28 protein-coding genes, 1 tRNA gene and 1 pseudogene are annotated in these 25,496 nt (G+C 53.7%); 18 read left to right on the plus strand and 12 right to left on the minus strand.

Annotated elements, in window-relative coordinates; translation table 11 throughout:
• Positions 1 to 71 precede the first annotated feature (71 nt).
• The 6 genes and pseudogenes from BUA85_RS03940 to BUA85_RS03965 all read right to left on the minus strand — a co-directional run bounded on the left by BUA85_RS03940 (position 72) and on the right by BUA85_RS03965 (position 7,162).
• Entirely contained in the window at positions 72 to 1,496 is a 1,425-nt protein-coding gene (locus tag BUA85_RS03940) for a cryptochrome/photolyase family protein (protein WP_072899475.1), read from the minus strand.
• A gap of 121 nt (positions 1,497 to 1,617) precedes the next feature.
• Positions 1,618 to 3,293, minus strand: a pseudogene (locus tag BUA85_RS03945) (BCCT family transporter).
• Between the two features lie 210 nt (positions 3,294 to 3,503).
• The gene (acuI, locus tag BUA85_RS03950; RefSeq protein ID WP_072900402.1) at positions 3,504 to 4,487 is read right to left on the minus strand and encodes an acryloyl-CoA reductase; all 984 of its coding nucleotides are present in this window, start codon (positions 4,485 to 4,487) and stop codon (positions 3,504 to 3,506) included.
• A gap of 51 nt (positions 4,488 to 4,538) precedes the next feature.
• Positions 4,539 to 5,639, minus strand: coding sequence for a dimethylsulfoniopropionate demethylase (locus BUA85_RS03955; protein ID WP_072899476.1), 1,101 nt, complete (start codon positions 5,637 to 5,639; stop codon positions 4,539 to 4,541).
• Positions 5,640 to 5,661: 22 nt separating this feature from the next.
• The gene (locus tag BUA85_RS03960) at positions 5,662 to 6,372 is read right to left on the minus strand and encodes a DUF1326 domain-containing protein (RefSeq protein ID WP_072899477.1); all 711 of its coding nucleotides are present in this window, start codon (positions 6,370 to 6,372) and stop codon (positions 5,662 to 5,664) included.
• 13 nt (positions 6,373 to 6,385) lie between these two features.
• Positions 6,386 to 7,162: a DUF2182 domain-containing protein gene (locus BUA85_RS03965; RefSeq protein ID WP_110559069.1), complete on the minus strand. Its 777-nt coding sequence runs from the start codon at positions 7,160 to 7,162 to the stop codon at positions 6,386 to 6,388.
• A gap of 65 nt (positions 7,163 to 7,227) precedes the next feature.
• Here BUA85_RS03965 and BUA85_RS03970 point away from each other — a divergent pair, with 65 nt between their 5' ends.
• Complete coding sequence (locus BUA85_RS03970; RefSeq protein WP_072899480.1) at positions 7,228 to 7,983, plus strand: FadR/GntR family transcriptional regulator; 756 nt, start codon at positions 7,228 to 7,230, stop codon at positions 7,981 to 7,983.
• Positions 7,984 to 8,004: 21 nt separating this feature from the next.
• Complete coding sequence (locus BUA85_RS03975) at positions 8,005 to 8,361, plus strand: DUF4345 family protein (protein ID WP_072899482.1); 357 nt, start codon at positions 8,005 to 8,007, stop codon at positions 8,359 to 8,361.
• Here BUA85_RS03975 and BUA85_RS03980 read toward each other — a convergent pair.
• Entirely contained in the window at positions 8,358 to 8,828 is a 471-nt protein-coding gene (locus tag BUA85_RS03980; protein WP_072899484.1) for an outer membrane protein assembly factor BamE, read from the minus strand. The two genes, BUA85_RS03975 and BUA85_RS03980, sit on opposite strands and share 4 nt — an antisense overlap.
• A gap of 88 nt (positions 8,829 to 8,916) precedes the next feature.
• Here BUA85_RS03980 and BUA85_RS03985 point away from each other — a divergent pair, with 88 nt between their 5' ends.
• The 6 genes from BUA85_RS03985 (at position 8,917) to BUA85_RS04010 (ending at position 12,939) form a co-directional block, all read left to right on the plus strand.
• On the plus strand, positions 8,917 to 9,465 hold the full coding sequence (locus BUA85_RS03985; RefSeq protein ID WP_242648983.1) for a YceD family protein: 549 nt from the start codon (positions 8,917 to 8,919) through the stop codon (positions 9,463 to 9,465).
• A gap of 162 nt (positions 9,466 to 9,627) precedes the next feature.
• Positions 9,628 to 9,834, plus strand: coding sequence for a 50S ribosomal protein L32 (gene rpmF / locus BUA85_RS03990; RefSeq protein WP_072899488.1), 207 nt, complete (start codon positions 9,628 to 9,630; stop codon positions 9,832 to 9,834).
• A 20-nt stretch (positions 9,835 to 9,854) separates the two neighbouring features.
• Positions 9,855 to 10,973 carry a phosphate acyltransferase PlsX gene (gene plsX / locus BUA85_RS03995; RefSeq protein WP_072899489.1) on the plus strand — a complete coding sequence of 373 codons (1,119 nt, stop codon included), beginning with the start codon at positions 9,855 to 9,857 and terminating at the stop codon, positions 10,971 to 10,973.
• Between the two features lie 5 nt (positions 10,974 to 10,978).
• Positions 10,979 to 11,950: a beta-ketoacyl-ACP synthase III gene (locus tag BUA85_RS04000; protein WP_072899491.1), complete on the plus strand. Its 972-nt coding sequence runs from the start codon at positions 10,979 to 10,981 to the stop codon at positions 11,948 to 11,950.
• 92 nt (positions 11,951 to 12,042) lie between these two features.
• A complete protein-coding gene (ihfA, locus tag BUA85_RS04005) occupies positions 12,043 to 12,345 on the plus strand; it encodes an integration host factor subunit alpha (RefSeq protein WP_072900403.1) in 303 nt (100 codons plus the stop codon).
• Positions 12,346 to 12,357: 12 nt separating this feature from the next.
• Positions 12,358 to 12,939: a MerR family transcriptional regulator gene (locus BUA85_RS04010; RefSeq protein ID WP_072899493.1), complete on the plus strand. Its 582-nt coding sequence runs from the start codon at positions 12,358 to 12,360 to the stop codon at positions 12,937 to 12,939.
• Position 12,940: 1 nt separating this feature from the next.
• On the opposite strand, the gene BUA85_RS04015 is transcribed toward BUA85_RS04010, so the two are convergent.
• On the minus strand, positions 12,941 to 14,023 hold the full coding sequence (locus tag BUA85_RS04015; RefSeq protein ID WP_072899495.1) for a PA0069 family radical SAM protein: 1,083 nt from the start codon (positions 14,021 to 14,023) through the stop codon (positions 12,941 to 12,943).
• Between the two features lie 149 nt (positions 14,024 to 14,172).
• On the opposite strand from BUA85_RS04015, the gene BUA85_RS04020 reads away from it, so the two are divergent.
• The 5 genes from BUA85_RS04020 (at position 14,173) to BUA85_RS04040 (ending at position 17,401) form a co-directional block, all read left to right on the plus strand.
• Complete coding sequence (locus tag BUA85_RS04020; protein WP_072899497.1) at positions 14,173 to 14,868, plus strand: corrinoid protein; 696 nt, start codon at positions 14,173 to 14,175, stop codon at positions 14,866 to 14,868.
• Between the two features lie 100 nt (positions 14,869 to 14,968).
• Positions 14,969 to 15,343, plus strand: a complete 375-nt coding sequence (locus tag BUA85_RS04025) for a hypothetical protein (protein ID WP_072899499.1) — start codon at positions 14,969 to 14,971, stop codon at positions 15,341 to 15,343.
• Entirely contained in the window at positions 15,318 to 16,484 is a 1,167-nt protein-coding gene (locus BUA85_RS04030; protein WP_072899501.1) for a hypothetical protein, read from the plus strand. The genes BUA85_RS04025 and BUA85_RS04030 overlap by 26 nt, the downstream gene beginning before the upstream one ends.
• Before the next feature lie 46 nt (positions 16,485 to 16,530).
• Positions 16,531 to 16,743 (plus strand): hypothetical protein, encoded by a 213-nt coding sequence (locus BUA85_RS04035; protein WP_072899503.1) that lies wholly within the window; start codon positions 16,531 to 16,533, stop codon positions 16,741 to 16,743.
• Positions 16,744 to 16,774: 31 nt separating this feature from the next.
• Complete coding sequence (locus tag BUA85_RS04040; RefSeq protein WP_072899505.1) at positions 16,775 to 17,401, plus strand: DUF1638 domain-containing protein; 627 nt, start codon at positions 16,775 to 16,777, stop codon at positions 17,399 to 17,401.
• Here BUA85_RS04040 and BUA85_RS04045 read toward each other — a convergent pair.
• Positions 17,398 to 17,802 carry a SufE family protein gene (locus tag BUA85_RS04045; protein WP_072899507.1) on the minus strand — a complete coding sequence of 135 codons (405 nt, stop codon included), beginning with the start codon at positions 17,800 to 17,802 and terminating at the stop codon, positions 17,398 to 17,400. The two genes, BUA85_RS04040 and BUA85_RS04045, sit on opposite strands and share 4 nt — an antisense overlap.
• A 122-nt stretch (positions 17,803 to 17,924) precedes the next feature.
• Here BUA85_RS04045 and BUA85_RS04050 point away from each other — a divergent pair, with 122 nt between their 5' ends.
• Complete coding sequence (locus BUA85_RS04050) at positions 17,925 to 18,410, plus strand: hypothetical protein (protein ID WP_072900404.1); 486 nt, start codon at positions 17,925 to 17,927, stop codon at positions 18,408 to 18,410.
• On the opposite strand, the gene rnd is transcribed toward BUA85_RS04050, so the two are convergent.
• From rnd to purM, 3 genes are all read right to left on the minus strand, one after another.
• Positions 18,407 to 19,564, minus strand: coding sequence for a ribonuclease D (gene rnd / locus BUA85_RS04055; protein WP_072899509.1), 1,158 nt, complete (start codon positions 19,562 to 19,564; stop codon positions 18,407 to 18,409). The two genes, BUA85_RS04050 and rnd, sit on opposite strands and share 4 nt — an antisense overlap.
• 93 nt (positions 19,565 to 19,657) lie before the next feature.
• Positions 19,658 to 20,266 (minus strand): phosphoribosylglycinamide formyltransferase, encoded by a 609-nt coding sequence (purN, locus tag BUA85_RS04060; protein ID WP_072899511.1) that lies wholly within the window; start codon positions 20,264 to 20,266, stop codon positions 19,658 to 19,660.
• On the minus strand, positions 20,263 to 21,303 hold the full coding sequence (purM, locus tag BUA85_RS04065) for a phosphoribosylformylglycinamidine cyclo-ligase (protein WP_072899513.1): 1,041 nt from the start codon (positions 21,301 to 21,303) through the stop codon (positions 20,263 to 20,265). The genes purN and purM overlap by 4 nt, the downstream gene beginning before the upstream one ends.
• 131 nt (positions 21,304 to 21,434) lie before the next feature.
• Between purM and BUA85_RS04070 the strand changes: the two genes are divergently transcribed.
• The 4 genes from BUA85_RS04070 to typA all read left to right on the plus strand — a co-directional run bounded on the left by BUA85_RS04070 (position 21,435) and on the right by typA (position 25,473).
• Positions 21,435 to 21,511 (plus strand) — tRNA-Ile (locus BUA85_RS04070).
• Positions 21,512 to 21,624: 113 nt separating this feature from the next.
• The gene (locus tag BUA85_RS04075; RefSeq protein ID WP_072899515.1) at positions 21,625 to 22,833 is read left to right on the plus strand and encodes an NADP-dependent isocitrate dehydrogenase; all 1,209 of its coding nucleotides are present in this window, start codon (positions 21,625 to 21,627) and stop codon (positions 22,831 to 22,833) included.
• A 55-nt stretch (positions 22,834 to 22,888) separates the two neighbouring features.
• A complete protein-coding gene (locus BUA85_RS04080; RefSeq protein WP_072899517.1) occupies positions 22,889 to 23,500 on the plus strand; it encodes a YitT family protein in 612 nt (203 codons plus the stop codon).
• 152 nt (positions 23,501 to 23,652) lie between these two features.
• Positions 23,653 to 25,473: a translational GTPase TypA gene (gene typA, locus BUA85_RS04085; RefSeq protein ID WP_072899519.1), complete on the plus strand. Its 1,821-nt coding sequence runs from the start codon at positions 23,653 to 23,655 to the stop codon at positions 25,471 to 25,473.
• Positions 25,474 to 25,496: the final 23 nt, after the last annotated feature.

Genomic DNA, 25,496 nt, shown 5'->3' on the forward strand with positions numbered 1-25,496 from the left:
AGCACCAGCGGATTTATTTAGATTAACTCGTGATTTCAAAGAGTCACGTCTTTCCGTTGCGTTGCGGTCATTTACGCTTTGACCTTCTCACGCGTTGCATATGCTTCAAGCGCTCTGGCGCGTCCTGCCTCTGGCGTCACAAGAGGACTTGGATAAGTGTTTGCGGGTGAAAGTCGCCAATGCTTGGGAACAGCGTCAAAGTATGACAATGCCGTATCGCTTGGTTGGCCGTATCCTTCGGCAATCCAGCTTTTCTGGTAAACTCCATCACGATCAAACTTGTCGAGCTGTGTCACCGGATTGAACACACGAAAATATGGAGCCGCATCTGGTCCCGAACCAGCAGCCCATTGCCACCCCATCGCATTGCTCGCCGGATCCCAGTCGATCAGGCAGTCTGCAAACCACCTTTCGCCAATTTTCCAATGGCTCATCAGGTTTTTGGTCAAATACGACGCGACAATCATTCTTGACCGATTGTGCATGACGCCGGTGACATACATTTCCCGCATCGCGGCATCGACAAAAGGAATACCTGTTCGTCCTTGTTTCCAAGCAACGACATGAGGATGAGCCTCATCCGTGTTCCACGGAAACCTATCCCATTCCTCTCGCCAATTCCGAGACACAATATGCGGCGTGTGAAAGACCAAGTGATACGCGAACTCGCGCCAAACCAGTTCTTTCAGGAAAACCTCGGCCTGATCATGCCCCTGCCGAAACGCCTCCCAACCCGCGTGCCAGCACTGGCGCGGACTTATTTCCCCATAGGTGAGGTTTTCAGAAAGGCCCGACGTCGCTTTGACACCGGGGAAATCGCGATCGTCGCTATAACGCGCAATCCTTGTTTCGATGAATTCCGACAAGCGATCTGCTGCCGCCGTCTGACCGACAACGCAGTGTTGGTGTACGATCTCAGCGCCGCGCCTCATATCCTTTGACATGTTCAACAACGTCAGATCGTCGCTGTCAGGCCAGGCATTTGGAGCGGGGATCAGATCAGGCTCAGGCAAGCACGCCGAAACCTCCGTATTCCGCACCGACTTCCACATTGGCGTAAAGACCCGGTAAAAACCGCCGGTTTTTGTCTCAACGGTCCAAGGTTCAAATAGAACGTGGCCCGGGTGACTGACCGCCGATATGCCCGCCTCTTTCAAAGCCGCCTTTATGGTTGTGTCGCGGTCTTTGGCGTCGGGATCGTAAGCCCGCGACCAATGAACCTCCGTTGCCCCTGTCTCTCGAATGAGATCGGTTAGAACGTCAATCGCCCGCCCCTTACGAAGAACAAGTCGGCTCCCCCGTGAAGACAGTTCACGCGCCAAATCGCCAACCGATAGTCCGAATCGAAATTTCGGCGCGGCGCCCAATCCGTCAACCAGCTCGTCAAAAATGAAAACAGGGATGACTGGCCGCCCATTCTCACACGCCGCCGTAAGCGCTGGGTGATCGCCTAATCGAAGATCACGCCGGAACCACATAATGATTGGAGATGTCATGAGAAGGCCTGCTGTCGTCTTTCCCAATGACCTAGATTGAGCCTCGGAAAATCAAGTGCCTACAAGAAAAAAGAAAGCCCCCCAAGTCGTACTTCAGGGGGCTTTCCAAATTGTTCGAGCCTTATTCAGCCGGAGAAACCGAACCCGACGTCGTGACGGATTGAACCCCCGCCGCCGCTCGCCGACCGTCGTTAAAGATGGCTTTGATCAATGCGATACACATCAAGGCCATAACGATCGAGAATGGCAGCGCACCAATCACCATCGCTGTTTGAATGGCTCCGGTACCGCCTGAGATCAAGAGCCCGCCAACAACAAGCGCCAGGGCTGAACCCCAAAACAAGATGTGAGGACGAGCCTTTGGTCCCTCGTCGCCCGCTGCGTTGATCGTGTTCACAATCAGAACCGCGGAGTCAGCAGATGTCACCAAGAACGTCATCAAGAGAACAACGATCAAGACAGCCATCAACCATGCAAGGAACTGTGAAATAGGTGCGAGCATATACTCTGTCATCGCAAAGATCTTGTCGCCGTTGGCAGCGTTCAGGACAACCCCGTTTGCGTCGCCGTTTAGCTCCAGATCGATCGCAGTACCGCCGGCCCAAGCTAACCAGACAAAGCACATCAGCGCAGGTACAATCATTGCGCCGAGAACAAATTCCCGGATCGTCCGACCACGAGAAATACGTGCCAAGAAAAGCCCGACGAATGGTGCAAACGCGATCCACCATGCCCAGTAGAATACTGGCCACCAGCCTTGCCATTGTGCAAGCAAGAAAGCCTCAGATCCCTCGACCCCGTGAGAACGGAAGACGTTGAAGCTTAGATACGGCAATTGCAAGATGTAGTCCCAGATACCCACGAAAAACGCGGAAAAGCCGAACCAAGTTGCACCAAAGAGGATAAAGAAGCCGAGCAGGACAATGGACAGAACCATGTTGATGTTCGACAACCATTTGATGCCTTTGCCGACGCCTGACATGGCTGACAAGGTTGACGCGCCCATGATGAATAGAAGCGCGACGACGATACCGAGCGTCGTTGCAGACCCATCTTCTAAGGCAAGGCCACCGATGCCAATTCGAGTGAGACCAGCAACAAACTGTTCCACACCGAACCCTAGCGTTTGCGCGACTCCCAGAATGGTCGCGACCACGGCGACGATATCAATGATATGACCAATGGGGCCTGACAAAGACTTGCCAAATATCGGCGTCAATGAAGACCGAATGGTGAGCGGCAATCCACGGCGGTAGCTAAAAAATGCAAGTGCTAGCCCTGCAATTGCGTAGCACGCCCATGCACTAAATCCCCAATGTAGGTAAGACCAAACGTAGGCTGTTCGCACATTGTTTTGGTCTAGCGGGTCTGTGATACCTTGAATAACAGAAAGGTTATTCTGAAAATGTGCTACAGGCTCTGCGACTGCCCAGGTGAGCATTCCCACGCCGATGCCTGCACCAAACATCATCGAAAACCAAGAAAAATTGGAAAATTCGGGCCTTTCACCATCGGCGCCAAGGTTTAAACGGCCCGCCGAAGGCCAAATTGCCAAACCAATACAAACAAGAACGAAAGCCGCAACGACCCAGATATACCATGCTGCAAATTGACCTAAGATCGCGGTGTTCCACTCGCCAAGAATGGTTCCCGCTTCGGTCGGCCGACGATACACCAAACCACAAGTAGGCTGATTATGATCCTACTGACGACCGCGACACTGACGCTGAAGCCGCGGTAGAACCCGCTCTCCGCTGTCTTAATCGGAAGGTCCGATAATGGTGGTTGAATTGACATGTAGCTCCCCTGTTGGCTGTTTTTATTGCCAATCAGCCTAAGGGAGTTTGCACATTCCAAAAATGATAATTGCCACAGTTTGCCGCACCCAAGCGCCGTTCTGCCAACGGTTGCAAACGACAATAGAGGACATTTCGGACATGATTTTGCGCCGACACCGGAGCCCTTGGTGTTTTCTGAGGACAACGTTCTGCCCCCAGAATCAATCTGTTAGGCGTTCACGTCTACCACGACACGGCCACGCACCTGGCCTTTCAAGATATCTTTGCCGAGCTTTGGCAGATCAGACAAAACAGCCGGTTCAATCATCGCGTCCAGCTTATCCATTGGCAGGTCTGAAGCGATCCTCTGCCATGCGCGTTGACGGTTTTCGAAGGGTTGCATGACAGAATCAATGCCAAGCAAGTTGACCCCACGTAGCAGAAACGGAATGACCGTGGCTGGTAGACCAGCGCCACCAGCAAGACCTACGGCAGACACGGACGCACCGTATTTCATCTGGCCCAAGACACGCGCCAGCATGTCGCCACCGACAGCATCAACACAACCGCCCCATGTTTCGGCTTCAAGCGGGCGCTTGGTTGTTTCGTTCAACTCTTCCCGTGCAACGATTTGCGTCGCGCCAAGGCCAGTCAGGTAGTCAGAAGTCTCAGGACGCCCCGTCACCGCAGCAACCTCATGACCCAGCTTGGCGAGGATCGCTGTCGCGACCGAACCAACGCCACCTGCGGCACCCGTCACTAGGACTGGGCCATCTTTGATGCCGTGATCCTCCAGCGCCATGACTGCAAGCATTGCGGTAAAGCCCGCAGTTCCGACCGCCATCGCTTGTCGCGTGTCCAAACCATCGGGTAGCGGGACTAACCAATCCGCTTTGACCCGCGCTTTTTGCGCATATCCGCCCCAATGCACTTCACCAACGCGCCAACCAGTCAGGACAACTTTGTCACCAGCCTTGTAGCGATCATCAGAAGAGCTTTCGACCGTGCCTGCCAAGTCGATTCCCGGCACATGCGGGTAGTTCCGAACCAAGCCACCACCCGGTCCAATGCAAAGACCGTCTTTATAGTTCACAGTCGAATAATCGACGGCGACAACCACGTCACCTTCTGGCAGTTGGTCTTCGCTGATCTGCTGTACCGCAGCAGATGTTTTGCCTTCGTCGTCTTTTTCTACCACCAATGCGTTAAACATCATCTTCTCCTTCGAGTGATCGCTCATCGGCCTCAAGACCAGAGCGCTATCCTAAATCCAAAACGTCTCATTCACGATAGCGGGGAAAATCCCCGCCGGTGTAATCACATCCAAATCTGTCGCTGGGTCCCAATGGGTCATGCGTACCATGCCGATGGCGACATTGGTTTCGAAATCCGGCGAATAGGCAGCGGACGTCACCTGCCCGACCTGATTGTCTCCGTCCATCAGAGGCCAGACTCGATCACAAGACGGTAGCTCGCCCTCGATCCGGATGGCCCGAATTTCTTTCACCGGTCCCTCTTTTGAAACCCGCAAGAGCGCATCGCGCCCCACGCAGCCAATTGCGGTTTGCGTGGAACAAAACCGGCCTAACCCACATTCATGCGGTGTGTTCTCTCGTGTCATGTCGTTGCCGTAAGAAAGCAGCCCACCCTCGATGCGTTCGATCAAGTTCGGGCAGCCAGCGTAGACGTCGAGGTCTTTGCCCGCCTCCATGAGCGCGTTCCAAAGGGGCATACCGTTCTGTGTCCCTTCGACATAGATCTCAAACCCGCCCTGTTTTGAATAGCCGGACCGCGCAACGACAAAGCTATGGCCGTTAAAATCAAACCAACCAAACCGGAAGAATTTGATCGACCGAACGCCGTCGCCGAAGACGCGTTCCATAAGGTCGTCCGCTAGCGGCCCTTGGACCGCCAAAGGGGACACGTCTGGCTCATCAATGAGGACATCTAGGCGATAGCCATAGGCCAGACCTTTGATCCAAAGCAGCAAGTCACTGTCAGCGATGGACACCCACCACCGGTCTTCGCTTAGCTTCAATGCAACCGGATCATTCAACATTCCCCCGGTCTCATCCACCATCGGCACGTAGTAGCATTGACCCGGCATCATCCCACGCAAGTCGCGCGGCGTCAGCATCTGCATCAATCGAGACGCGTCGGGCCCGCGCAATTCGACCTGCCGCTCAACAGCCACATCCCAGACCTGCACTGCGGTCTTGAGATGGCGATAATCCTCCACCGGTGAACGAAAAACCGTCGGAAGGAGCATGCGGTTATAAACCGTATAGGCTTTGACACCTGCAGCTTCGACACCATCTGAGAACGGCGTCCTGCGAAGGCGGCGGGACTGTGAGATCATCGCCATTGTCGGTACTCCTGAAACGGGCCTAAGGGTTAGGGCCTTGCCATTCGATCGGGCAGATCTCGGCAGATTTACCGCCAAAGTCCCAAACACGACCATAGTCGCGCACACGAGATTTCAGACCGCGGGCCGCGATGATATCTGGACCCATCCAGTATTTCGAATTGGTGATCATCACTGGGTGATCAGCGCTTAGGCCCGAAACCGTTTCAATCTCACCTTGGATCTTGCGACCGATGTAGATGCCGCGCTTATTGCCGTCGCGCACGATCTCGACTTTTTCGCGCTCGGCGCCGATGATTTCGCTTACTAACATGGTGAACAGGCCGGTTGTGCCACCGGCCTCACCGCTGAAGATCTTGAGAATGCCGTTGTAGGCCTTTTGGGTCGCGCGTTCATCAACGTAGGCCGCAACTTTCCAGTTACCTTCTGCCATGCGCCCCGGGATATCGACCAGTAGGCCAACATTCAGGCCGCCGAGGTCTTCGCCCTCAAAATGCCCCTCATCGATCGCAATTGCCATCCAGGCGTGGCAATGCCCCTCGGTCGGAGGATGCGCGCCAAGCGACACCACACAAGGACAGAAGACTGTACAAGAGCAATTCAGAAACAGCTCCCCTTTGATCTTCCACTCTGTAGGGCGTTTTTTTCGACGCAATGGATTGTTTTCCATACGCTGATCTATCCGCTGAGAGATTTTCAGCTTGTCGCCCGGTTTCCGTGTCTTTTCAGCCATATCCCGACCTTTCCTAAAGTGACCAAACGGCCAGTCCGATCCCGCCAAGGATCAATCCAACGCCCAAGGGCTTCGTCACACGATGCCCGATTTGGGGTAATTTTTCCAAAACCATAAAAAACGTAGCAGCGCCCATCCAAAGTAAGCTCATCACGCCGCCCACAAATCCAAGCGCCATAAAGCCCCAGCAACAGCCGACGCAAAAGGCTCCCAGACCAAGACCCATCCGCAGTCCGCCTGAAAAACCTGTCCGCCAACGCGTCAGGAAATATGTCGTCGGACTGTGACACACGCCATGGCAGACTTCTTTTGCTTTCGTGAATTGAAAAAGCCCAACAGCGATCAGCAGGATGACGGATAGCCAAACGTTCGTCGCGATCCCCAGCATGTCGATCCAACCGCCGAACAGCAAAGCCAACTGCACGCCCGCAATCAATGCAGCAAAGGCAACCCAAACGATGAAATACCCCAGCAAAACGCCAGCCCATCCAGCCCGCGTCCCATTTGCGCTGACCATCAGGTCTTCATAGGCGCGCAGCGTCGGCACCATGGTCGGCAGCATCATCGCTGCCATCATAATGGCCCACATCGCGAAAAGAGGCCCGAAGTTCGCCATTGGCATATACATCGGCATCCGAGGGTCCATTTGGCGCATGGCCTCACCCATTGGACCAGGACGACCGATCCAATCCAGGTCCATATCGACACTCATCATGTACATAACCCACCACGCGGCGAGGATCGCAGCGAAGAACGTCAGCCAAAGTGATGACCGGATGATATGAGACACGACACCTCCCAATGGGCGACTCAGCACTTGCCAAATCATATGTCAGACAATTAAATGTCTGACAAATGAAAATCGATCCAGACAGCAATGCTGATTTGTCAGCCCAGATCGCCGGAGCAATCCGAGATGCGATCATTTCGGGCGATCTTCGCGTCGATGAAAGACTGCCCTCTGAGTCGGAACTATCCGATCAATTCGGCGTCTCGCGTCCAACCGTTAGAGAAGCGCTCAAACGTCTCGGTGCGCAATCGCTCATTCGAACGCAACGCGGTGCGACGGGCGGCGCCTTCGTCAACAAGCTGACCTATCCGGATGCCTATGGCCAACAGATCACTACTTCGACGTTGTTGCTCTCAATGAACGCCGTCAGCTTTCAGACCGCCTGCGAAGCGAGGTATGCTCTTGAACGGGCTTGCGCACCGCTATCGACCAAACGCAGAACGGCGGACCACCTCGCCACCATGCGTGCAGAGGCGCATAGACAGGCGCAACCCGGACTGTCAGACGAATCCTTTTGTGCATCAGACGTCGCGTTTCATCGTGCCTTGGTCGACGCGGCTGACAATCCAGTTTTGTCTTATCAACTTGCGGGCGCCGTCGAAGCCATGCAGCCTCTAATGAACATGATCACCTTCACGGCGAGATCTCGGGAGCGAATTGTAGCCCTTCACACGGCCATCGCAGACGCCATAGAAGCGCAAGACGCAGAAGCGACGGATCGTCATCTGGAAGAGCTTGCCGCCTATACCAATGAATTGGCGCAGAGTGTTTTTGATGCTCGGGCAAAACAAAGTGCGTCCAAATCTGGGGTTTCATCGTAAGAGTCCCTAAAAGAGGACATTATGATCGACATTCTGAATATCATCGCAGCAGTGCTCACCATTATCTTTGGTAGCTTTGGCTTTCTTGCCCCCCGTTTCACTATGGGGGCGCTCTACCTTCAAACTGATGGCAATACGATGGGGCTCAGCGAGATACGCGCGTCGGTTGGCGGCCTCTTCGTTGTCACAGGCATTGCTTGCCTGCTTCTCGGCACGCCCGAATCCTATTTCATGCTGGGTGTCGCCTACGTAGGCGCAGCAGCGGGGAGGCTCCTGTCTCTAGTGTTGGACAAACCACCCTTCGCAAAGGCGTTTATCTACTTCGCGATTGAGGCCGTTCTAGCTGTTTGGCTTGTGGCAGCCAACTATCCTGCTTAGCTGTCAGACCCGAGGAATTGCCCCGGATCGATCCGACCGATGCTTTGAAGCAGTTGGCGAATAAACGTGGTGTCTTGAACACCGGTATCCGTCACACGGCGGAATAGAACAACCACTTGGCCTTCCTCTAGGCCATAACGTTCAATATTGGTCACTACGCCGGATTCATTGAAACGAATGGCCAAGACCTGCCGCTCGATCTCTTCGGGGGCAAAGAAGCCGAGTGTTCTGAACGTGCTTTGAACATAGTAGTAGTCACCGCCGCGCTGAACACCGTCTGCGGAAGGTGGCCCTACCAGTGCACGAACGCTTTCGCGGGTATCCTGACCAACGACGATGCGCGTCAGATCTTCATCGGGCGGGATATACCCGTGGTTTCGGATAAGGGGTGTACAGCCAATGGCCAAGGCAAGTGTCGCAACAAGCATCGTTCGTTGAAGCATCCGCATCGACCGCAGCTTATTCATCACCTACCTGCCCTCTTGCTTTGGCGTCGCGCGCCTTTTAACGAGGTCTACATCAAGCCACCCCCTTTGTTCAAGAATGGAACGTCTGGTGCCTGAACGACTAAGCCACCTCCTGCGCGTCGCGGATTTGCCGACAAAAAAGCCGACCGCGTTTCTTTTGGAGTTTGACGCCAAGCAACGCGCAGGCATTGCTGACGAACTCGGGATCAGTGGGATAAAGAAACTGCGGTTCTCAGGTCAGGTACAAGCCGTTGGTGGACGCGATTGGGAATTGTCAGGGGAACTTGGCGCAACCGTTGTTCAGCCCTGTGTTGTTACGCTTGATCCAGTGACAACAAGATTGGACGAAAATGTTCGCCGTCTCTACGTCGCAGAGTTGCCGGAGTTGGAGGGTACCGAAATTGAGATGCCAGAAGACGACTCAGTCGACGAACTGCCTTCTGAAATTGAAGTTATGGACGTCCTGATCGAAGCCTTGTCTCTAGCTTTGCCGCAATTCCCACGGAAAGAGGATGCGGAACTCGGCGAAGCGATATTTGCAGAACCGGGCGTTTCGGCCATAACAGACGACGAAGCAAAGCCATTTGCGGGCCTCGGTGCGTTGAAAGATGCCCTTGAAAAGAAGACCGACACGTAACCTTTACGAGGCGGTCACAAAGGCCTTGCCATAAAAAAGAATCGCAGTATGTTCGCGGCCTCTTTGAGATACCCCTCGACAGGGCCCGCGCAATGCCTTAGGTGCCCGTCAGAACGAATGAAAACTGGGCGAAACGCCCCCCAATTAGACGAAGGTTGAGACATGGCTGTCCAGCAGAATAAAGTCTCCAAGTCGCGCCGCAACAACCGCCGCGCACATGATGCGCTTGTTGCCGCGAACCCGCAGGAATGCGAAAACTGCGGCGAGCTGAAGCGCCCACACCACGTTTGCCCATCTTGCGGCCACTACGCATCCCGCGAAATTGTTGCGATGACAGACGACATCGACCTTGACGAAGACGCGGCATAAGCTGCGAAGGGCAAGGTAGAATGACGCCCAGCCAAACGGACACGGCTCCAACGGCACCGGACGCATCACACGTGATTTCAGTCGACGCAATGGGCGGAGACAAAGGGCCTGCAACGGTGGTTGCAGGCCTTTCGATGTTTCTACGAAATTTCCCTCAGGCTCGCGCGATTCTTCATGGACCCGAAGATGAGTTGCGAAAGCTGTTAGAGCGTCGAGGCATCAGCGATCGGGTGAAAATCCAACACGCTGAAGACGTCGTGCAGATGACTGACAAGCCAAGCAATGTTCTGCGTCACGGCAAGAAGACGTCGATGTGGTCGGCCGTCGAAGCGGTTCGCAATGAGGAAGCTGGTGTCTGTGTTTCTTGTGGCAATACCGGCGGCTTGATGGCGATCTCAATGATGCGCTTGCGCAAGGCGGAAGGTGTCAACCGCCCTGCTATCGCGTGTTTGTGGCCATCTCGAAACAAGCAAGGCTTCAATGTTATGCTCGACGCTGGCGCTGATATCCGTGCGGACCAAGACGATTTGCTGACATATGCGTTGATGGGCGCGTCCTATGCGCGTAATGCCTTTGATTTGGAACGTCCGCGGATCGGCCTTCTGAACGTGGGTGTCGAAGAACACAAAGGTCGTGCAGAGCTTAAGGTTGCCCATGATTTGATTGGGCGCTCGGCAGATCGTGGCGAGTTCGATTATGTCGGTTTCGTCGAAGGCGGCGACATGCCGTCTGACAAGATCGACGTAATCGTCACGGATGGGTTTACCGGCAATGTCGCTCTCAAAACTGGTGAAGGCACGGCGACGTTGATTTCTGAATTCTTGCGCTCTGCCTTAATGCGCAACCCTGTATCGATGTTTGGTGCGGTGCTAGCTCGTGGATCACTCGACCGTCTTCGCAAAAGAATTGATCCGCGCAGCGTAAATGGCGGTGTTTTCCTCGGCCTGAACAAAACTGTCGTTAAGAGTCACGGTGGTGCCGACGCAACTGGTATTTCCGCTGCTCTTCAGTTGGCGTATCGGCTGGCCCAATCTGGTTTCTCTAACAAATTGGCGGCACGGGTTGCTTCCGCTGCGTCACTCGCACAAGATGCGATCCAAGAAGGTGAAGCCGCAAAGGCCGCCGAAGCAGGAAAATAGACTGAATGACACTTCGTGCAGTGGTAAAAGGGGTTGGACACTACCTTCCCGAACGGGTAGTGTCAAATTCGGAATTCGAAAAGACACTCGATACCACAGACGAATGGATCAAATCGCGCTCAGGCATTGAGCGCCGTCACTTCGCAGCCCCTGGCGAAACCACCTCAAACTTGGGAGCAGCCGCCGCGCGCAATGCCCTTAAGCATGCAGGTTTGGACGCGAATGACATAGACGCTATTGTCGTCGCGACCTCAACAGCGGACCTGACGTTCCCATCCTGTGCCACGATGATCCAAAATGAATTGGGCAACACAAAGGGCTTTGCATTCGACGTCCAAGCCGTTTGTGCGGGTTTTGCCTATGCGCTCGCCAACGCCAATGCCTTGATCGTATCTGGTCAGGCGGAACGTGCACTTGTGATTGGTGCGGAAACGTTCAGCCGCATTATGGATTGGACAGACCGTTCGACATGCGTGTTGTTCGGCGACGGTGCCGGAGCATTGGTACTAGAAGCGCACGACGGCAACGGAACTTCTGACGATCGAGGGATTCTCTCCACCGACCTCAACTCAGATGGACGCTATAAGGACATCCTTTATGTCGATGGCGGTGTGTCCACCCAGACTACTGGCGTCCTTAAAATGCAAGGCAAGGAAGTCTTCCGCCATGCTGTGGAAAAACTCGCCCAAACGGCCCACACAGCTTTGGACAAAGTTGGGCTGACGGCAGATGATGTGAACTGGGTCGTCCCGCATCAAGCGAATATCCGTATCATCCAATCTACGGCCAAAAAACTCGGTGTGGGCATGGATCGCGTCGTTGTCACCGTTCAAGATCATGGCAATACGTCAGCGGCTTCGATCCCACTCGCTTTGTCTGTCGGTGTCGAAACCGGTCAGATCAAAGAAGGCGACGTCATCGTCACAGAAGCGATTGGCGGCGGGCTTGCATGGGGCTCCGCCGTTATTCGCTGGTAGAGCGAAACACTTCATACACGCGGCTAAGCTGTGGTTTTTATTGACTCTCATTTTCCCTTCGCCCTATGGTTCATGAAAATTTGGGGGGAAAAATGTCCGATAAGACTTTGACACGTATGGATTTAGCAGACGCCGTTCACTCTCAGGTCGGATTGTCCCGTAACGAAAGCGCTGATTTGGTAGAGAGTGTTTTGGACCATGTTTCAGACGCGCTCGTGCGCGGCGAGTCGGTCAAAATCTCCTCCTTTGGCACCTTTTCTATCCGCGATAAGGCGGCCCGTGTTGGTCGCAACCCCAAAACAGGTGAAGAAGTGCCGATCCACCCGCGGCGCGTTCTGACCTTCCGCCCTTCGCACTTGATGAAAGATAAAGTGGCTGCGGGCAACAAAAGCTAAGGGAGATCTGCTTTGGCAAAGGCCCCAGACGCGTTCCGAACAATTTCCGAAGTCGCAGAGGCGCTTCACACCCCTGCCCATGTGTTGCGGTTTTGGGAAAGTAAGTTCAGCCAGATTAAGCCCGTAAAACGCGCAGGTGGCAGGCGCTATTATCGACCTGATGACATCGCACTGTTGGCCGGGATCAAACACCTCCTGCATGAACAAGGCCTTACGATCAAAGGCGCACAGAAGCTGCTTCGCGAAAACGGCGTAAAACACGTAGCTTCGTTGGTTGGCCCTCCAATCCCAACCGAAGAAGCCGATACGGGCGCCACACCGATTGTTGAGTCCCCAGCACCGGCGCCGGAACCTGAGGTCGCGGAAGCAATAGAAAGTGCAGTTACTCCGCTGAAGGTGGTGTCCGACCCTGCACCCGAACCATCAATCGATCTTGACGCACTTACCCCTGCAGAGATGCCCTCAGATATGCCGCCACGTTGGTTTGATGCGTCTGGAAAGCTGGATGCAACTGTGGTCAAAGGCAACGCAGACGCCATCCTGCCCTTGCTGGAACGTCTAGAGGCGGTTCGTGCCCGAATGAGCGCTTCCTAAATCAAAACAAGCTCAGCTGATCCCCCGATTTCAAAGGGACCTGGAACAAGTCCGTGCGAAGCTGTGGTAACGTACGATCTAACCCCAACTGACGCGTTTTTAGCTTGAAACGCTGCTGAATGAGTTCAGCCCATTTTCCTTGGCCTGTCATGCGCTTACCGAAGGTTGGGTCGTAATCCTTCCCACCATGCAGTTCCCGAACACGACCCAACACGCGCTCCGCGCGATCAGGAAAATGTTCGGCTAACCAGTCCTTAAACAAAACCGACACTTCAAGCGGTAAACGCAAAACGATCGACGATGCAGCCACCGCACCCGCGTTGGCGGTGGCCTCTAAAATGGTTTCAAGCTCATGATCGGTCAGCGCCGGAACAATCGGCGAGACCATAATTCGAACAGGGATGCCCGCATCCGATAACTGCTTGATCGCACGCAGTTTTGTCTTGGCCGAAGGCACGCGGGGTTCCATCGCCCTGCCCGTCTTATCGTCAAGCGTCGCAATCGAAATCCCCACACGCACCAGCCCTTTTTTGGCCATTGGCGCTAGAATATCAATGTCGCGCGTGATCAGAGCTCCTTTGGTGACGACACCGACCGGATGATCAAAATCGCATAGCACCTGAAGGACCCCACGCATAATTTGTTGATCGCGCTCGATGGGTTGGTAAGGATCTGTGTTGGTTCCGATGGCGACGGTCTTCGGCACATAGGACGGATGACGCAGCTCTTTTTCCAGCAAAGCCGGCATATCCGGTCGCGCGATCAATTTCGTTTCAAAATCCAACCCAGGTGACATGCCAAGGTACGCATGACTTGGCCGCGCATAGCAATAGACGCAGCCATGTTCGCATCCACGATATGGGTTCAGGGACCGGTCGAAAGATAAGTCGGGCGACGTATTCCGGGTGATGACTTTCCGAGGACGCTCGATCGAGACCTCAGTCCGCAAGGTCGGTAAATCCTCTTCTAGATCCCAGCCATCATCGAACGCCTCGGTTCTATGTTGATCAAACCGGACAGCAGGATTCGAGCGGGTCCCCCGACCCTTAATTGTATGGCGATCTTTTGAATTGCATGCGTTCATATACTGAATTTAGAATAAAATAAGAACATCGACAATCATGGGTCGGTGACGTTTCCACAATTGTCGCAAATTGTCGCGTGACATTCGCCGCAACAAAGCAATAAGAATCCTAGAGTTACACGCACGCAGTGCCGCCAAAGGAGCGACCCATGTCTGATGAAGAAGACGACATCATCCTGTCAGAACTGAATGACGAAGACCTCGTCGCGCAGATGTTTGACGATCTGTATGACGGCATGAAGGAAGAAATCGAAGAAGGCGTTAATATCCTTCTTGAACGCGACTGGGCACCATACCGCATTCTGACCGAAGCTTTGGTCGGTGGGATGACCATCGTTGGCAACGATTTCCGCGACGGTATTCTCTTTGTTCCAGAGGTTCTGTTGGCCGCAAACGCTATGAAAGGCGGCATGGCGATCCTGAAGCCGCTCTTGGCCGAAACAGGCGCGCCTCGCGTGGGTAAGATGGTAATCGGGACAGTAAAAGGTGACATTCACGACATCGGAAAGAACCTTGTCTCCATGATGATGGAAGGTGCTGGCTTCGAAGTTGTTGACCTTGGTATCAACAACCCCGTCGAAAACTATATGGAAGCGCTCGAGAACGAGCAGCCTGACATTCTTGGGATGTCTGCACTCCTCACAACGACGATGCCCTACATGAAGGTTGTGATCGACACGATGGTCGAAAAAGGCTTGCGCGACGACTACATCGTCCTCGTTGGTGGTGCGCCATTGAACGAAGAATTTGGCAAGGCGATTGGTGCAGACGCATATTGCCGCGACGCTGCCGTTGCTGTTGAAACGGCAAAAGAGTTCGTCGCTCGCAAGCACAACCAGATGTAATACTGGCGACTTAGGAATGTGAAATCGGGCGGCGCAGCCGCCCTTTTTTATTGACAGAATACGAAGATTGCGGCCTCATTACCCTATTTGAGGTTTTTTTATGTCGTTGCCTCCCAAAGTCATTACCTTGGACGTCGCCGACACGGCTCGTGCCAAGAAATTTGTCACCAGTTACAAATCATCCATCACGCGCAAAGAACGCCTCTCCGAATCGTCGCTCCTATTGCACTGTTTGGGATGGGCCTGCTTCGCTATTCTCCCTTGGATCTTCACGGCTTTCATTTTCTGGTTTGTCGATGAACGGTTAGAAGAAAACGCACAAATTGAAGAATTACGATCAAGTCAAACAGATAACAAAATTGCTGAAATAGAGGCGAAAATTTTGGCCGCTCAAGAGCAAATAGAAACTGGGCTTTCGCCTGCTCTATTGCTGTCCGTAGAACACAAATTTGGAAGAGCTAGAAACGTCACTTAGCGACGCGGAAAAGGCGGAAATTGCTCGTATTCACGCAGCACAGCGTGGTGAGTATATTTTGGTCGCGTCAGGTATCTTTACCAACGTTATCCTTATGATGATTTGGATCTATCAAGTGCGGATCGTCCGACGGCACTGGCAAAATCTCTTTCCTGTCGGTCACAGACTTTCTAGGATTCGTTACCCGCTAAACATTTCGATTCAACTGTCGATATTAACATTTGCTGTGTTTATGATCGGCTTCCATCGCATTCTCGATTTGCCAAGCATCCTCGAATTGCCACATGAGGCATACGGTCTTGTGATCTTTTCACTCACCGCCGCTCAAATCACGGCGCTCACGTTTGTGACGTCATTTGGTGTCGCAGCATACAGACACAACTATCCAGATGCGGCAGAAATCGCGTTGCATGTGAAAACGCTTAAGGAGAACCTATCAGAACATTTCGACCTAAAAGGATTGATCGACATTGCTTTATTCGGTCTCGGCGATGATCCAAACCCACCAAAAATTGTTGTTTCTAATCAGGCCCAAACAACTGCGACCTGGCCTGCCAAGGTTCCAGTCCCCCCTTACCTCGACAATGGACTGACCGCCGCGACCTCTACTCAACTCGTTGCACTGCTTTCCCGCGTTCTGGGTATCGGCTATATTTTATTCATCATCTACGTCGGTCTGGTAGTGTCTTCCCTAAGCGCCGACTTGAATGCGACCGATGACTTAAGAACCGCCCTCGCTGACCTATCCGAAGGATGGTTAATTGCCATTGGCACCGGATTCACGTTGGTTTTGATGCTGGTCTATACAGTTCCCACCAGTGGTTTGGCGCCATTTGTTTCCAGCCCAAAACCATCGCCAAAACTGCAGATCAAAGGGAATAAGGATGGTTTTGTTCTCTTGGATCCGCCAGCTGCACCTAAGAAGAAAACCGAAAAACAAAAACACATCGATCAACTTTGGCATCTCCGCGAAGGCGAAATGGGTGCGAACCAGGAGAAATTCTCTGCAATAATCAATGCGGCCCATCGGGGCGGGGGGTTTCATGAGCTACTCGACGATTCACTCTTAAAACATGCCAAGACTTTCCTAGGCTTGATTTCTCCCGCAATTGCTGCCGGGGCGCTTAGTTTTCTTAGCTAGAATCAAATGAAAGGAGCACCTATCTGTAGGACACAGGAGATGCCTTATGCCGCTAAACGTACTGTTCTTAATCCTTGTCAATGTGATCAGCGCCGCTGCCTTCACGGTATGGGTCGCGACAAGCCTCGTATCGCCGGTATCAGTTAGCCCAATCCTCGGTCTGACTGTGCTCAGTGCATTGGCCTTGGCCGGTTCTTTGCTGTTACGAGTCGCTTCCAAGCGCCATGAAACCACAGAAAACGATCAAGCTAAGGATTAGAACGTAGTCCTAGATCGGCGATCCAGCCATTATGCAAGCAAGCGATGAAGAACTGACTACACAAGGACTCGACGCAACTGGCGACGGTCGTGTGCTGCTATTGGCTTGCGGAGCTTTGGCGCGTGAGATCATCGCGGTGCAGCAGCAGAACAGATTGTCCCATCTCGATCTTCAGTGCCTGCCCGCGATCTACCACAATCATCCGGAGCGCATTGTGCCCGCCATCAAAGAGGCCGTGACAAAATACAATGACGACTACGACTCCATCTTTGTTGTTTACGCAGATTGCGGCACAGGCGGCCTTCTTGAAGCGGCCTGTCAGGAACTCGGGGTCGGCATGGTCAAAGGCCCGCATTGCTATAGCTTTTTCGAAGGCAACGACGCTTTTGAAGCACGCGATGAACTGACCGCTTTCTATCTAACGGATTTTCTTGTTCGCCAGTTCAACGCGTTTGTTTGGAAGCCACTGGGCCTCGATCGCCACCCGGAATTGCGCGATATGTACTTTGGGAACTACGAAAAACTGGTCTATCAGGCGCAATTGGACGATCCAGACCTTCAGAAATTGGCCGAAAGCTATGCGGAAAAAATGGGCCTTACCTATGAGTATCGCTACACCGGATATGGCGATCTCGAAACAACGCTCAAAACCCTCTAAGCGCTGGCAACCTGCCTGATCCGCTCAATCATCGCGCGCAGGCCGTTCGATCTTTGTGCAGATAAGTGATCGTTCAGTCCCAACCGGCCAAGCTCTGCATGGGCATCAATGCCTCCGATCTCGGCTGTCGGTACGCCGTTATAAAGTGCGCCCAATACTGCAATCAAACCACGTACGATCATCGCGTCGCTGTCCCCTTTGAACGAGAAGACGCCATTCTCAATCGTTGGGTGCAGCCAGACCTGCGATGCACATCCATCAACTTTCGTGACCGAGACTTTCAAAGCATCATCCAAGGGTTCCATCGCCTTGCCCATGTCGATGACATGACGATAGCGATCTTCCCAGTCATCAAGGAATTCAAAGTCTTCCGCGATTTCTTCGAAAGCGGCTGTCGCCATGGGTCTGCTCCATCATTTCGTTCGTTTGATCTAGGACGCAAAACCAGAAAGGTCCAGTCGTGGCTTTTCATAGCGCCCCACTTGGGCTACCCATTTTGCAATGAACGATGAAGGGGTTTGCGATGCGTCCAGTATTGCCGATGGTTTTAGCTGCATCTTTGGCGGTCGCAGGGTGTTCCCAAATCTCCCAATCTTGGTTCAACCCCCTCAATTGGTTTGGCGGATCAGAGACTGTCGCAAATGAAGACGGAACGGTAGTTCTCAGGCCATTGGTGCCAGAGAACGCTGGTGATCGCGTAATTGATGCCCGTACTCTGATAGGTTCTGTCGTCGATCTTTCTGTCGACCGCACACCTGACGGAGCCATCGTGCGCGCGACAGGTACGACGACGGCGCCATCTCAATTCAACGCTGAATTGGTTCCGACATCCATCGAGAACGGCGTTCTAAACCTCGCATTCCGCGTTCAGACACCAGCAACAGCGACAACCGCGCAAAGAGAGCCGCGCCAGATCACGGCGGCATATCTGGTCGACAATCAGTTGCTGTCGCAAATCCGGTCAATTCAGGTGCAGGGATCTCAAAACTCGCGCATTTCGCGGCGTTAACGCGCGACAGTCACAACTTTCAACCCGTCAACGGCAAGGCCGACACGGCCCTCGCACAGCTCAATGGCTGATTTGCCAAAGACTTCTCCACGCCACCCTTTGAGCGCCGGAATATCGCGACCGCCAGCCGCCAAAACATCAAGGTCTTGAGACGAGGCAATCAGTTTCTGAGCGACGCCCTCCTGCTCCGCCTTAGCTTTCAAAAGCACGCGGAGCATGTCTGCGATAGCCGGGTTCACCTGCAATTTCTCGCGGCTACGGTCTGGTTTCGGCAGCGCGTCGTTCGGTACATTCAACCCAGCCTTCACCGCCTCCATAATACCGTCGGCAATCGGCCCTTTTCTGGCTTCGCGAAGAAGCAATCGAGATCGGCTGAGGTCCTTTTCGTTCTCAGGCTTGGTCGATGCCAATTCCACCAATGCATCGTCTTTGAAGACCCGATTCCGCGGCACGTTATTGGATTGCGCATAGGTTTCTCTGAACCGCGCTAGTTCACGCACAACAGCAAGGAAACGGCCCGAATTAGTGCGAGTCTTCACCCTTTTCCACGCCTCATCAGGATCAACCTGATAGGTCGCTGGGTCGTTCAAAACGGCCATTTCTTCCGCGACCCATTTCTTCCGGCCAGACTTATCCAATTTCTCAGACAAGAATTCATAGATATCCCGAAGATGTGTCACGTCAGCGAGGGCGTATTTTTGTTGCGCATCGGAAAGCGGCCGGCGTGACCAATCTGTAAAGCGGGACGACTTATCCAATGAAGACTGCGCTATTTTGCGCACCAGGGTTTCGTACCCGACCTGATCACCAAATCCGCAGACCATTGCCGCGACCTGTGTGTCGAAAAGAGGCGTCGGAATGAGGCCGGCATCAACAAAGAAAATCTCTAAATCTTGTCGCGCAGCATGAAAAACTTTGACCACACCCACGTCTTTGAACAGCTCGTAAAGCGGTTCCAATGACAGGCCCTTCACCAATGGGTCAACCAAAACAGCGTCTTGAGAGTCGTCGTCCTTATAGGCCAGTTGAACCAGACACAGCTTGGAGTAGTAGGTCCGCTCCCGCAGGAACTCTGTATCCACCGTGACGTAGGGGCGCCTTGCAGCCTCGTTACAGAACTCTTGCAACGCTTCGGTCGTTGTAATGATTTTCATAAAACCCTGTGCGGCCTTTTCAGCTTTTTCTCTTTCACTTTTGATAAGCTAGGGCAAAGCCAATGAAAAGCGCGTCTGCCCATAGTTTATGGATCAAGAACGGTCGCGTGCGTCAATTGTCACTGTCTTTGCGTTTTTGCTCAAAAACCGCTCTAGGGCTGCTGGGTAGAGTTTGTGTTCTTGTTCCAAAACGCGCGCCGCGAGATCGTCAGCTGAGTCACCTGCTCGAACCGATACTATCGCCTGCCCCAAAATCGGGCCGTCATCCAGCTTGGCGGTCACTTCGTGGACCGTGCAGCCATGTTCGTTATCGCCCGCATCTAAAGCCCGCTGGTGGGTGTCTAGGCCCTTGTATTTGGGCAAGAGAGACGGATGAATGTTGAGCATCCGCCCTTCCCAAGGCGTAATGAAATCACCAGACAATACGCGCATGAAACCCGCGAGACAGATCACATCTGGAGCAGCGTCCATAAGTGCCGCGTGCAGCGTATCCTCGAAAGTGCGTCTATCTTTGCCAAAGGCTTTATGATCGATGCTAACGGTCGGAACACCTAGCTCCGCTGCCTTGTTCAAACCACCCGCATCCGGTCTGTTCGACCCAACCAGAACCGGCTCGCCATATCCCCCTGCCCGCATCGCCTTGACGAGTGTCACCATGTTGGACCCACCACCCGAGATAAGGATGGCAACGCGTTTGGTCATAGCAGAGTGCCGGAATAGGTCATGTTTGGTTCTGAGGTGACTTCACCGATGCGATAAACTGCTTCGCCCATTTCGGTCAGCAGTTCGGTCAGGTCATCCGCCTTCGCCGCCTCAACAACCAGCACCATACCGATCCCCGCATTGAACGTTTTCAGCATCTCAGCTTCTGCCATACCACCAACCTGAGCCAACCACTTGAACACCGGCGGCAAGTACCATGCATCCAACTTAATCGATGCGCCGCATCCCTCAGGCAAAACGCGTGGCAAATTTTCCGTCAAGCCACCACCGGTAATGTGAGCCAACCCATGCACTCCGCCCCGCCGGATCGCGGCCAAAGCTTGCTTCACGTATAGACGTGTGGGCGCCAACAATGCTGCGCCAAGTGTTTCGTCCGTGAAAGGAGCGTCGTCGCTCCAACTCAGACCAGAGACATCTACGATATGGCGCACAAGAGAATAGCCATTCGAATGAACGCCATTGGACCCCAAGCCCAGCAAGACATCTCCCGCGGCAACGTTACGCGGCAAATCCGCGCCCCGCTCCATCGCGCCAACCGAGAAGCCGGCAAGATCGAAATCGCCAGCCTCATACATCCCAGGCATCTCCGCGGTTTCACCGCCGATCAGCGCGCAGCCCGACATCTCGCAGCCCGCAGCGATCCCCTCGATAATCCGCGTGGCATCATCGAGATCGAGCTTGCCAGTGGCGAAGTAGTCGAGAAAAAACAACGGCTCAGCACCCTGACAGACCAGATCGTTGACGCACATAGCGACAAGATCGATCCCAATGGTGTCGACATTTCCAGTATCGATTGCGATGCGCAGTTTTGTCCCCACACCGTCTGTCGCTGCGACAAGGATCGGATCGGAATAGCCAGCGTCTTTCAGGTCAAAAAGCGCCCCAAAACCGCCAAGCCCGGCCATAACGCCTGAACGTGCGGTCTTCTTTGCCGCTGGCTTAATTCGCTCAACAAGCGTGTTTCCGGCATCGATATCAACGCCAGCGTCCGCGTAAGTCAGCCCATTCTGTGTCATCGACGATCCCCTCTCGATTGCGGCTGACCTAGCGGATGAAACGGCGCTTCGCAACCGCGCAAAGGCGCCACTGCATCCCCTTCGCTCTTCTCTTGACGGTCGTGGTGATTATGCTACCCACGCAGCGTGGCGGGCCTGTAGCTCAATTGGTTAGAGCAGAGCGCTCATAACGCTTTGGTTGCGGGTTCAAGTCCTGCCGGGCCTACCATCTTCGCCACCCCCATTTTCCCACAAAATGCCTGTGCTGCTACGAAGGTTTACTTCCCCTATTCCAACATTTGCGATACGCCTCCAGTAGCCAAAATCTAAAGAGGGAACACCATGTCAAAGATCAAGGTTGAGAACCCCATCGTTGAACTTGATGGAGACGAGATGACTCGCATCATCTGGGATTTCATCAAAAAGAAACTGATCCTACCTTACCTCGACGTGGACTTACTCTACTACGATCTCGGCATCGAAGCGCGTGACGATACCAACGATCAAATCACCATCGATGCTGCTGAAAAGATCAAGGAAATCGGTGTTGGGGTGAAATGTGCCACGATCACCCCAGACGAAGCCCGTGTTGAGGAATTCGGTCTGAAAGAGATGTGGCGTTCGCCCAACGGTACAATTCGTAACATCCTAGGTGGTGTCGTATTCCGTGCTCCAATTATCTGTAAAAACGTGCCCCGCCTTGTTCCCGGATGGACACAACCCATCGTGATCGGCCGCCACGCTTTCGGCGATCAATACAAAGCCACGGATATGAAATTCCCTGGCCCTGGCAAACTAACCATGAAGTTCGTTGGCGAAGACGGCACCGTGATCGAGCATGAAGTCTACGACGCCCCCTCCTCCGGCGTCTATATGGGCATGTACAACCTCGACAAATCCATCGAGGATTTCGCCCGTGCGTCTTTCAACTATGGCCTTAGTCTTGGTTGGCCGGTTTACCTGTCGACTAAGAACACAATCCTCAAGCAATACGACGGTCAGTTCTTATTGATTTTTGAGCAAATCTTTCAAGAAGAATTCAAAGCGCAATTTGACGAAGCTGGTATCGAATACCAACATCGCTTGATCGACGACATGGTCGCCTCTGCCATGAAATGGTCTGGTGGTTTTGTCTGGGCATGTAAGAACTACGATGGCGACGTCCAATCGGACACCGTCGCGCAAGGGTTTGGCTCGCTTGGCCTCATGACGTCACAACTGATGACACCCGATGGAAAAGTCGTCGAAGCCGAAGCCGCGCACGGGACGGTAACCCGCCACTATCGCCAACATCAACGCGGCGAAGCAACCTCCACCAACTCAATCGCATCCATTTACGCGTGGACCGGGGCGATAAAGCACCGCGCCAAACTTGACGATAACGAAGCCTTGCGAACATTCGCGGAAACACTTGAGAAAGTGATTATCAACACGGTTGAGAGCGGCTACATGACCAAAGACCTTGCATTGCTTGTTGGGCCGGATCAGGGTTGGCTAACCACCGAAGGGTTCCTTGAGAAGATTGATGAGAACCTGCAGGCGGCAATGTAATCTTTGACAGTTTGCCTCTGCCAAGTGTCGTTGCTTAAATCGAGATTGCCGGTAAATGGCCGAACCTCATAAATCGATAAACCATAAATGGCATGAGGATCTCTTGGCCTTTCTTGTCGGAACGTCGATGTGCGCTCTCGGAATTCAATTTTTGAATTTTGCGGGATTAATAACAGGCCAGACCGCTGGGTTGGGCGTTCTTTTGAGCTATGTGACAGAAACCTCATTTGGCGTCTGGTTCTTTGTTCTCAATCTCCCTTTCTACATTTTCGGGTGGCTGAGACTTGGCCCAAGGTTCACCATCAAAAGCTTTGCAGTTGTCCTGATGCTTTCAGTGTTGTCAGAACTGTTTTCCGACCTGATCGTTCTTGACAGCGTTCCAACCGCACTAGCAGCGCTCCTTGCCGGCGCCTGTAGCGGATTGGGTCTGATGATCGTTTTCCGGCATGGAGCCTCCCTCGGCGGGATCGGCGTGATGGCTCTTTATCTTCAGGACAAAACAGGTTGGCAAGCTGGCTGGACGCAGTTGGCTTTTGATGCTTGCCTCTTTCTCGTCGCAGTATTCATCCTACCCATCGATCTGGTCTTCTGGTCGCTTATCGGCGCGGTCGCTACCAACATCATCATTGGCCTGAACCACCGCAAAGACCGATACGTCGCGCGATAAATTTGATCTAAGACAGTTAAGATCACAAAAGCGCTCTCATCTTGGCCGAAAAACTCTCCCCGAAGGGCCGGCCTGCCAACATTTCAGGGCTAGCCATCGCGCGCCTCACAGGCTATGCGCGCGCTCAAACCTCCCTTTGAAGGCACGATCTTATGGATATCCGCAATATCGCGATCATCGCGCACGTTGACCACGGCAAAACGACACTCGTTGATGAGCTGCTCAAACAGTCAGGCGTTTATCGCGACAACGAAGCCATCACCGAACGCGCGATGGACAGCAATGACATCGAACGCGAACGTGGGATTACCATTCTTGCCAAATGTACCTCTGTTGAGTGGAAGGGTACGCGGATCAACATCGTCGACACGCCAGGGCACGCGGACTTTGGTGGAGAAGTTGAACGGATCTTGTCCATGGTTGACGGCGTGGTTCTGTTGGTCGACGCAGCAGAAGGCGCGATGCCGCAGACCAAGTTTGTAACGTCCAAAGCTCTGGCTCTTGGCCTGCGTCCGATTGTCGTCGTCAACAAAGTCGACAAACCAGATGGCGATCCTGACAAAGCACTGGATGAGGTGTTCGATCTCTTCGCCAACCTTGATGCGAGCGACGACCAGTTGGATTTCCCTGCCATGTACGCATCCGGACGCTCCGGCTGGTGTGACTCCGATCTCGACGGCCCGCGGGAAAACCTCGACGCGCTCTTCGATTTGATCGTTGATCACGTCCCTGCCCCTGCCCAGATCGCCGCGCGGAATGAACCGTTCCGCATGCTGGCGACAACGCTGTCCGCAGACCCGTTCATTGGCCGTATCCTGACAGGTCGCGTGGAAAGCGGCACGCTCAAGGCGGGCGATACGATCAAAGCGCTCAGCCGCGAAGGGGATCGGATCGAACAATTTCGCGCCAGTAAAATCCTAGCCTTCCGCGGCCTGATGCAACAGCCCATTGCCGTAGCCGAAGCTGGCGACATCGTGACAATCGCCGGGATGACCAAAGCGACCGTTGCGGACACGCTTTGCGACGTCAGCATCGAAGAGCCAATCCCTGCCCAGCCGATTGACCCGCCAACGATCACCGTCACCTTCGGGATCAACGATAGCCCGCTTGCTGGTCGCGATGGCAAGAAGGTGCAATCCCGCGTGATCCGCGAGCGTCTGTTGAAAGAAGCCGAAGTCAACGTCGCGATCAAAATCGAAGACACGCCCGGTGGGGATGCGTTTGAGGTCTCGGGCCGCGGAGAACTTCAGATGGGTGTTCTGATTGAGAACATGCGTCGTGAAGGGTTCGAACTGTCCATTTCGCGTCCTCAGGTGATCTACACCGAGGAAAACGGCCAGCGGATGGAGCCGGTCGAAGAAGTCACCATCGACGTAGATGATGAGTACACCGGTGTTGTTGTCGAAAAACTTACTGGCCCGCGCAAGGGCGATCTCGTCGAAATGCGCCCTGGCGGCGCTGGCAAAACCCGTATTGTGGCACATGTACCATCGCGCGGGCTCATTGGTTATCACGGAGAATTCCTGACCGACACACGTGGCTCCGGCGTTTTGAACCGCATCTTCCACGGCTCAACACCGCATAAAGGCAAGATCGAAGGCCGCCGTCAGGGTGTCTTGATCTCCATGGAGAACGGCACCTCCGTCGCTTTCGCCCTTTGGAACCTCGAAGAACGCGGCAAGATGTTCATCGGCGCTCAGGAAAACGTCTACCAAGGCATGATCATCGGCGAACACAGCCGCGAAAATGACCTGGAAGTGAACCCGCTCAAGGGCAAGAAACTCACCAACGTGCGTGCATCTGGCTCCGACGAAGCGGTCCGCCTGACGCCGCCGGTACGGATGAGCCTTGAAGAAGCGATCGCCTATATTGACGACGATGAGCTGGTAGAGGTCACGCCCAATGCCGTGCGCCTCCGCAAGCGCTACCTCGATCCGCACGAGCGGAAACGGATGGCAAAGGCGGCGAACTAGTCGAGACCCAACGTCATAGTAGA

This window comes from Cognatiyoonia sediminum, from assembly GCF_900129845.1.
In the GTDB taxonomy this organism is placed as follows: Bacteria; Pseudomonadota; Alphaproteobacteria; order Rhodobacterales; family Rhodobacteraceae; genus Cognatiyoonia; species Cognatiyoonia sediminum.

Coding starts and splice junctions, on each gene's coding strand:
- BUA85_RS04040 (WP_072899505.1), top strand. CDS start 16,775: ATGCAAGCAAGCGATGAAGAACTGACTACACAAGGACTCGACGCAACT.
- BUA85_RS04020 (WP_072899497.1), top strand. CDS start 14,173: ATGTCTGATGAAGAAGACGACATCATCCTGTCAGAACTGAATGACGAA.
- BUA85_RS04035 (WP_072899503.1), top strand. CDS start 16,531: ATGCCGCTAAACGTACTGTTCTTAATCCTTGTCAATGTGATCAGCGCC.
- BUA85_RS03960 (WP_072899477.1), bottom strand. CDS start 6,372: ATGGCTGAAAAGACACGGAAACCGGGCGACAAGCTGAAAATCTCTCAG.
- BUA85_RS03980 (WP_072899484.1), bottom strand. CDS start 8,828: ATGAATAAGCTGCGGTCGATGCGGATGCTTCAACGAACGATGCTTGTT.
- acuI (WP_072900402.1), bottom strand. CDS start 4,487: ATGTTTAACGCATTGGTGGTAGAAAAAGACGACGAAGGCAAAACATCT.
- BUA85_RS03975 (WP_072899482.1), top strand. CDS start 8,005: ATGATCGACATTCTGAATATCATCGCAGCAGTGCTCACCATTATCTTT.
- BUA85_RS04080 (WP_072899517.1), top strand. CDS start 22,889: ATGGCCGAACCTCATAAATCGATAAACCATAAATGGCATGAGGATCTC.
- BUA85_RS04015 (WP_072899495.1), bottom strand. CDS start 14,023: ATGAACGCATGCAATTCAAAAGATCGCCATACAATTAAGGGTCGGGGG.
- BUA85_RS03970 (WP_072899480.1), top strand. CDS start 7,228: ATGAAAATCGATCCAGACAGCAATGCTGATTTGTCAGCCCAGATCGCC.
- rpmF (WP_072899488.1), top strand. CDS start 9,628: ATGGCTGTCCAGCAGAATAAAGTCTCCAAGTCGCGCCGCAACAACCGC.
- BUA85_RS04000 (WP_072899491.1), top strand. CDS start 10,979: ATGACACTTCGTGCAGTGGTAAAAGGGGTTGGACACTACCTTCCCGAA.
- BUA85_RS04025 (WP_072899499.1), top strand. CDS start 14,969: ATGTCGTTGCCTCCCAAAGTCATTACCTTGGACGTCGCCGACACGGCT.
- BUA85_RS04045 (WP_072899507.1), bottom strand. CDS start 17,802: ATGGCGACAGCCGCTTTCGAAGAAATCGCGGAAGACTTTGAATTCCTT.
- BUA85_RS04075 (WP_072899515.1), top strand. CDS start 21,625: ATGTCAAAGATCAAGGTTGAGAACCCCATCGTTGAACTTGATGGAGAC.
- BUA85_RS04050 (WP_072900404.1), top strand. CDS start 17,925: ATGCGTCCAGTATTGCCGATGGTTTTAGCTGCATCTTTGGCGGTCGCA.
- BUA85_RS03955 (WP_072899476.1), bottom strand. CDS start 5,639: ATGGCGATGATCTCACAGTCCCGCCGCCTTCGCAGGACGCCGTTCTCA.
- purM (WP_072899513.1), bottom strand. CDS start 21,303: ATGACACAGAATGGGCTGACTTACGCGGACGCTGGCGTTGATATCGAT.
- plsX (WP_072899489.1), top strand. CDS start 9,855: ATGACGCCCAGCCAAACGGACACGGCTCCAACGGCACCGGACGCATCA.
- purN (WP_072899511.1), bottom strand. CDS start 20,266: ATGACCAAACGCGTTGCCATCCTTATCTCGGGTGGTGGGTCCAACATG.
- rnd (WP_072899509.1), bottom strand. CDS start 19,564: ATGAAAATCATTACAACGACCGAAGCGTTGCAAGAGTTCTGTAACGAG.
- ihfA (WP_072900403.1), top strand. CDS start 12,043: ATGTCCGATAAGACTTTGACACGTATGGATTTAGCAGACGCCGTTCAC.
- BUA85_RS03940 (WP_072899475.1), bottom strand. CDS start 1,496: ATGACATCTCCAATCATTATGTGGTTCCGGCGTGATCTTCGATTAGGC.
- typA (WP_072899519.1), top strand. CDS start 23,653: ATGGATATCCGCAATATCGCGATCATCGCGCACGTTGACCACGGCAAA.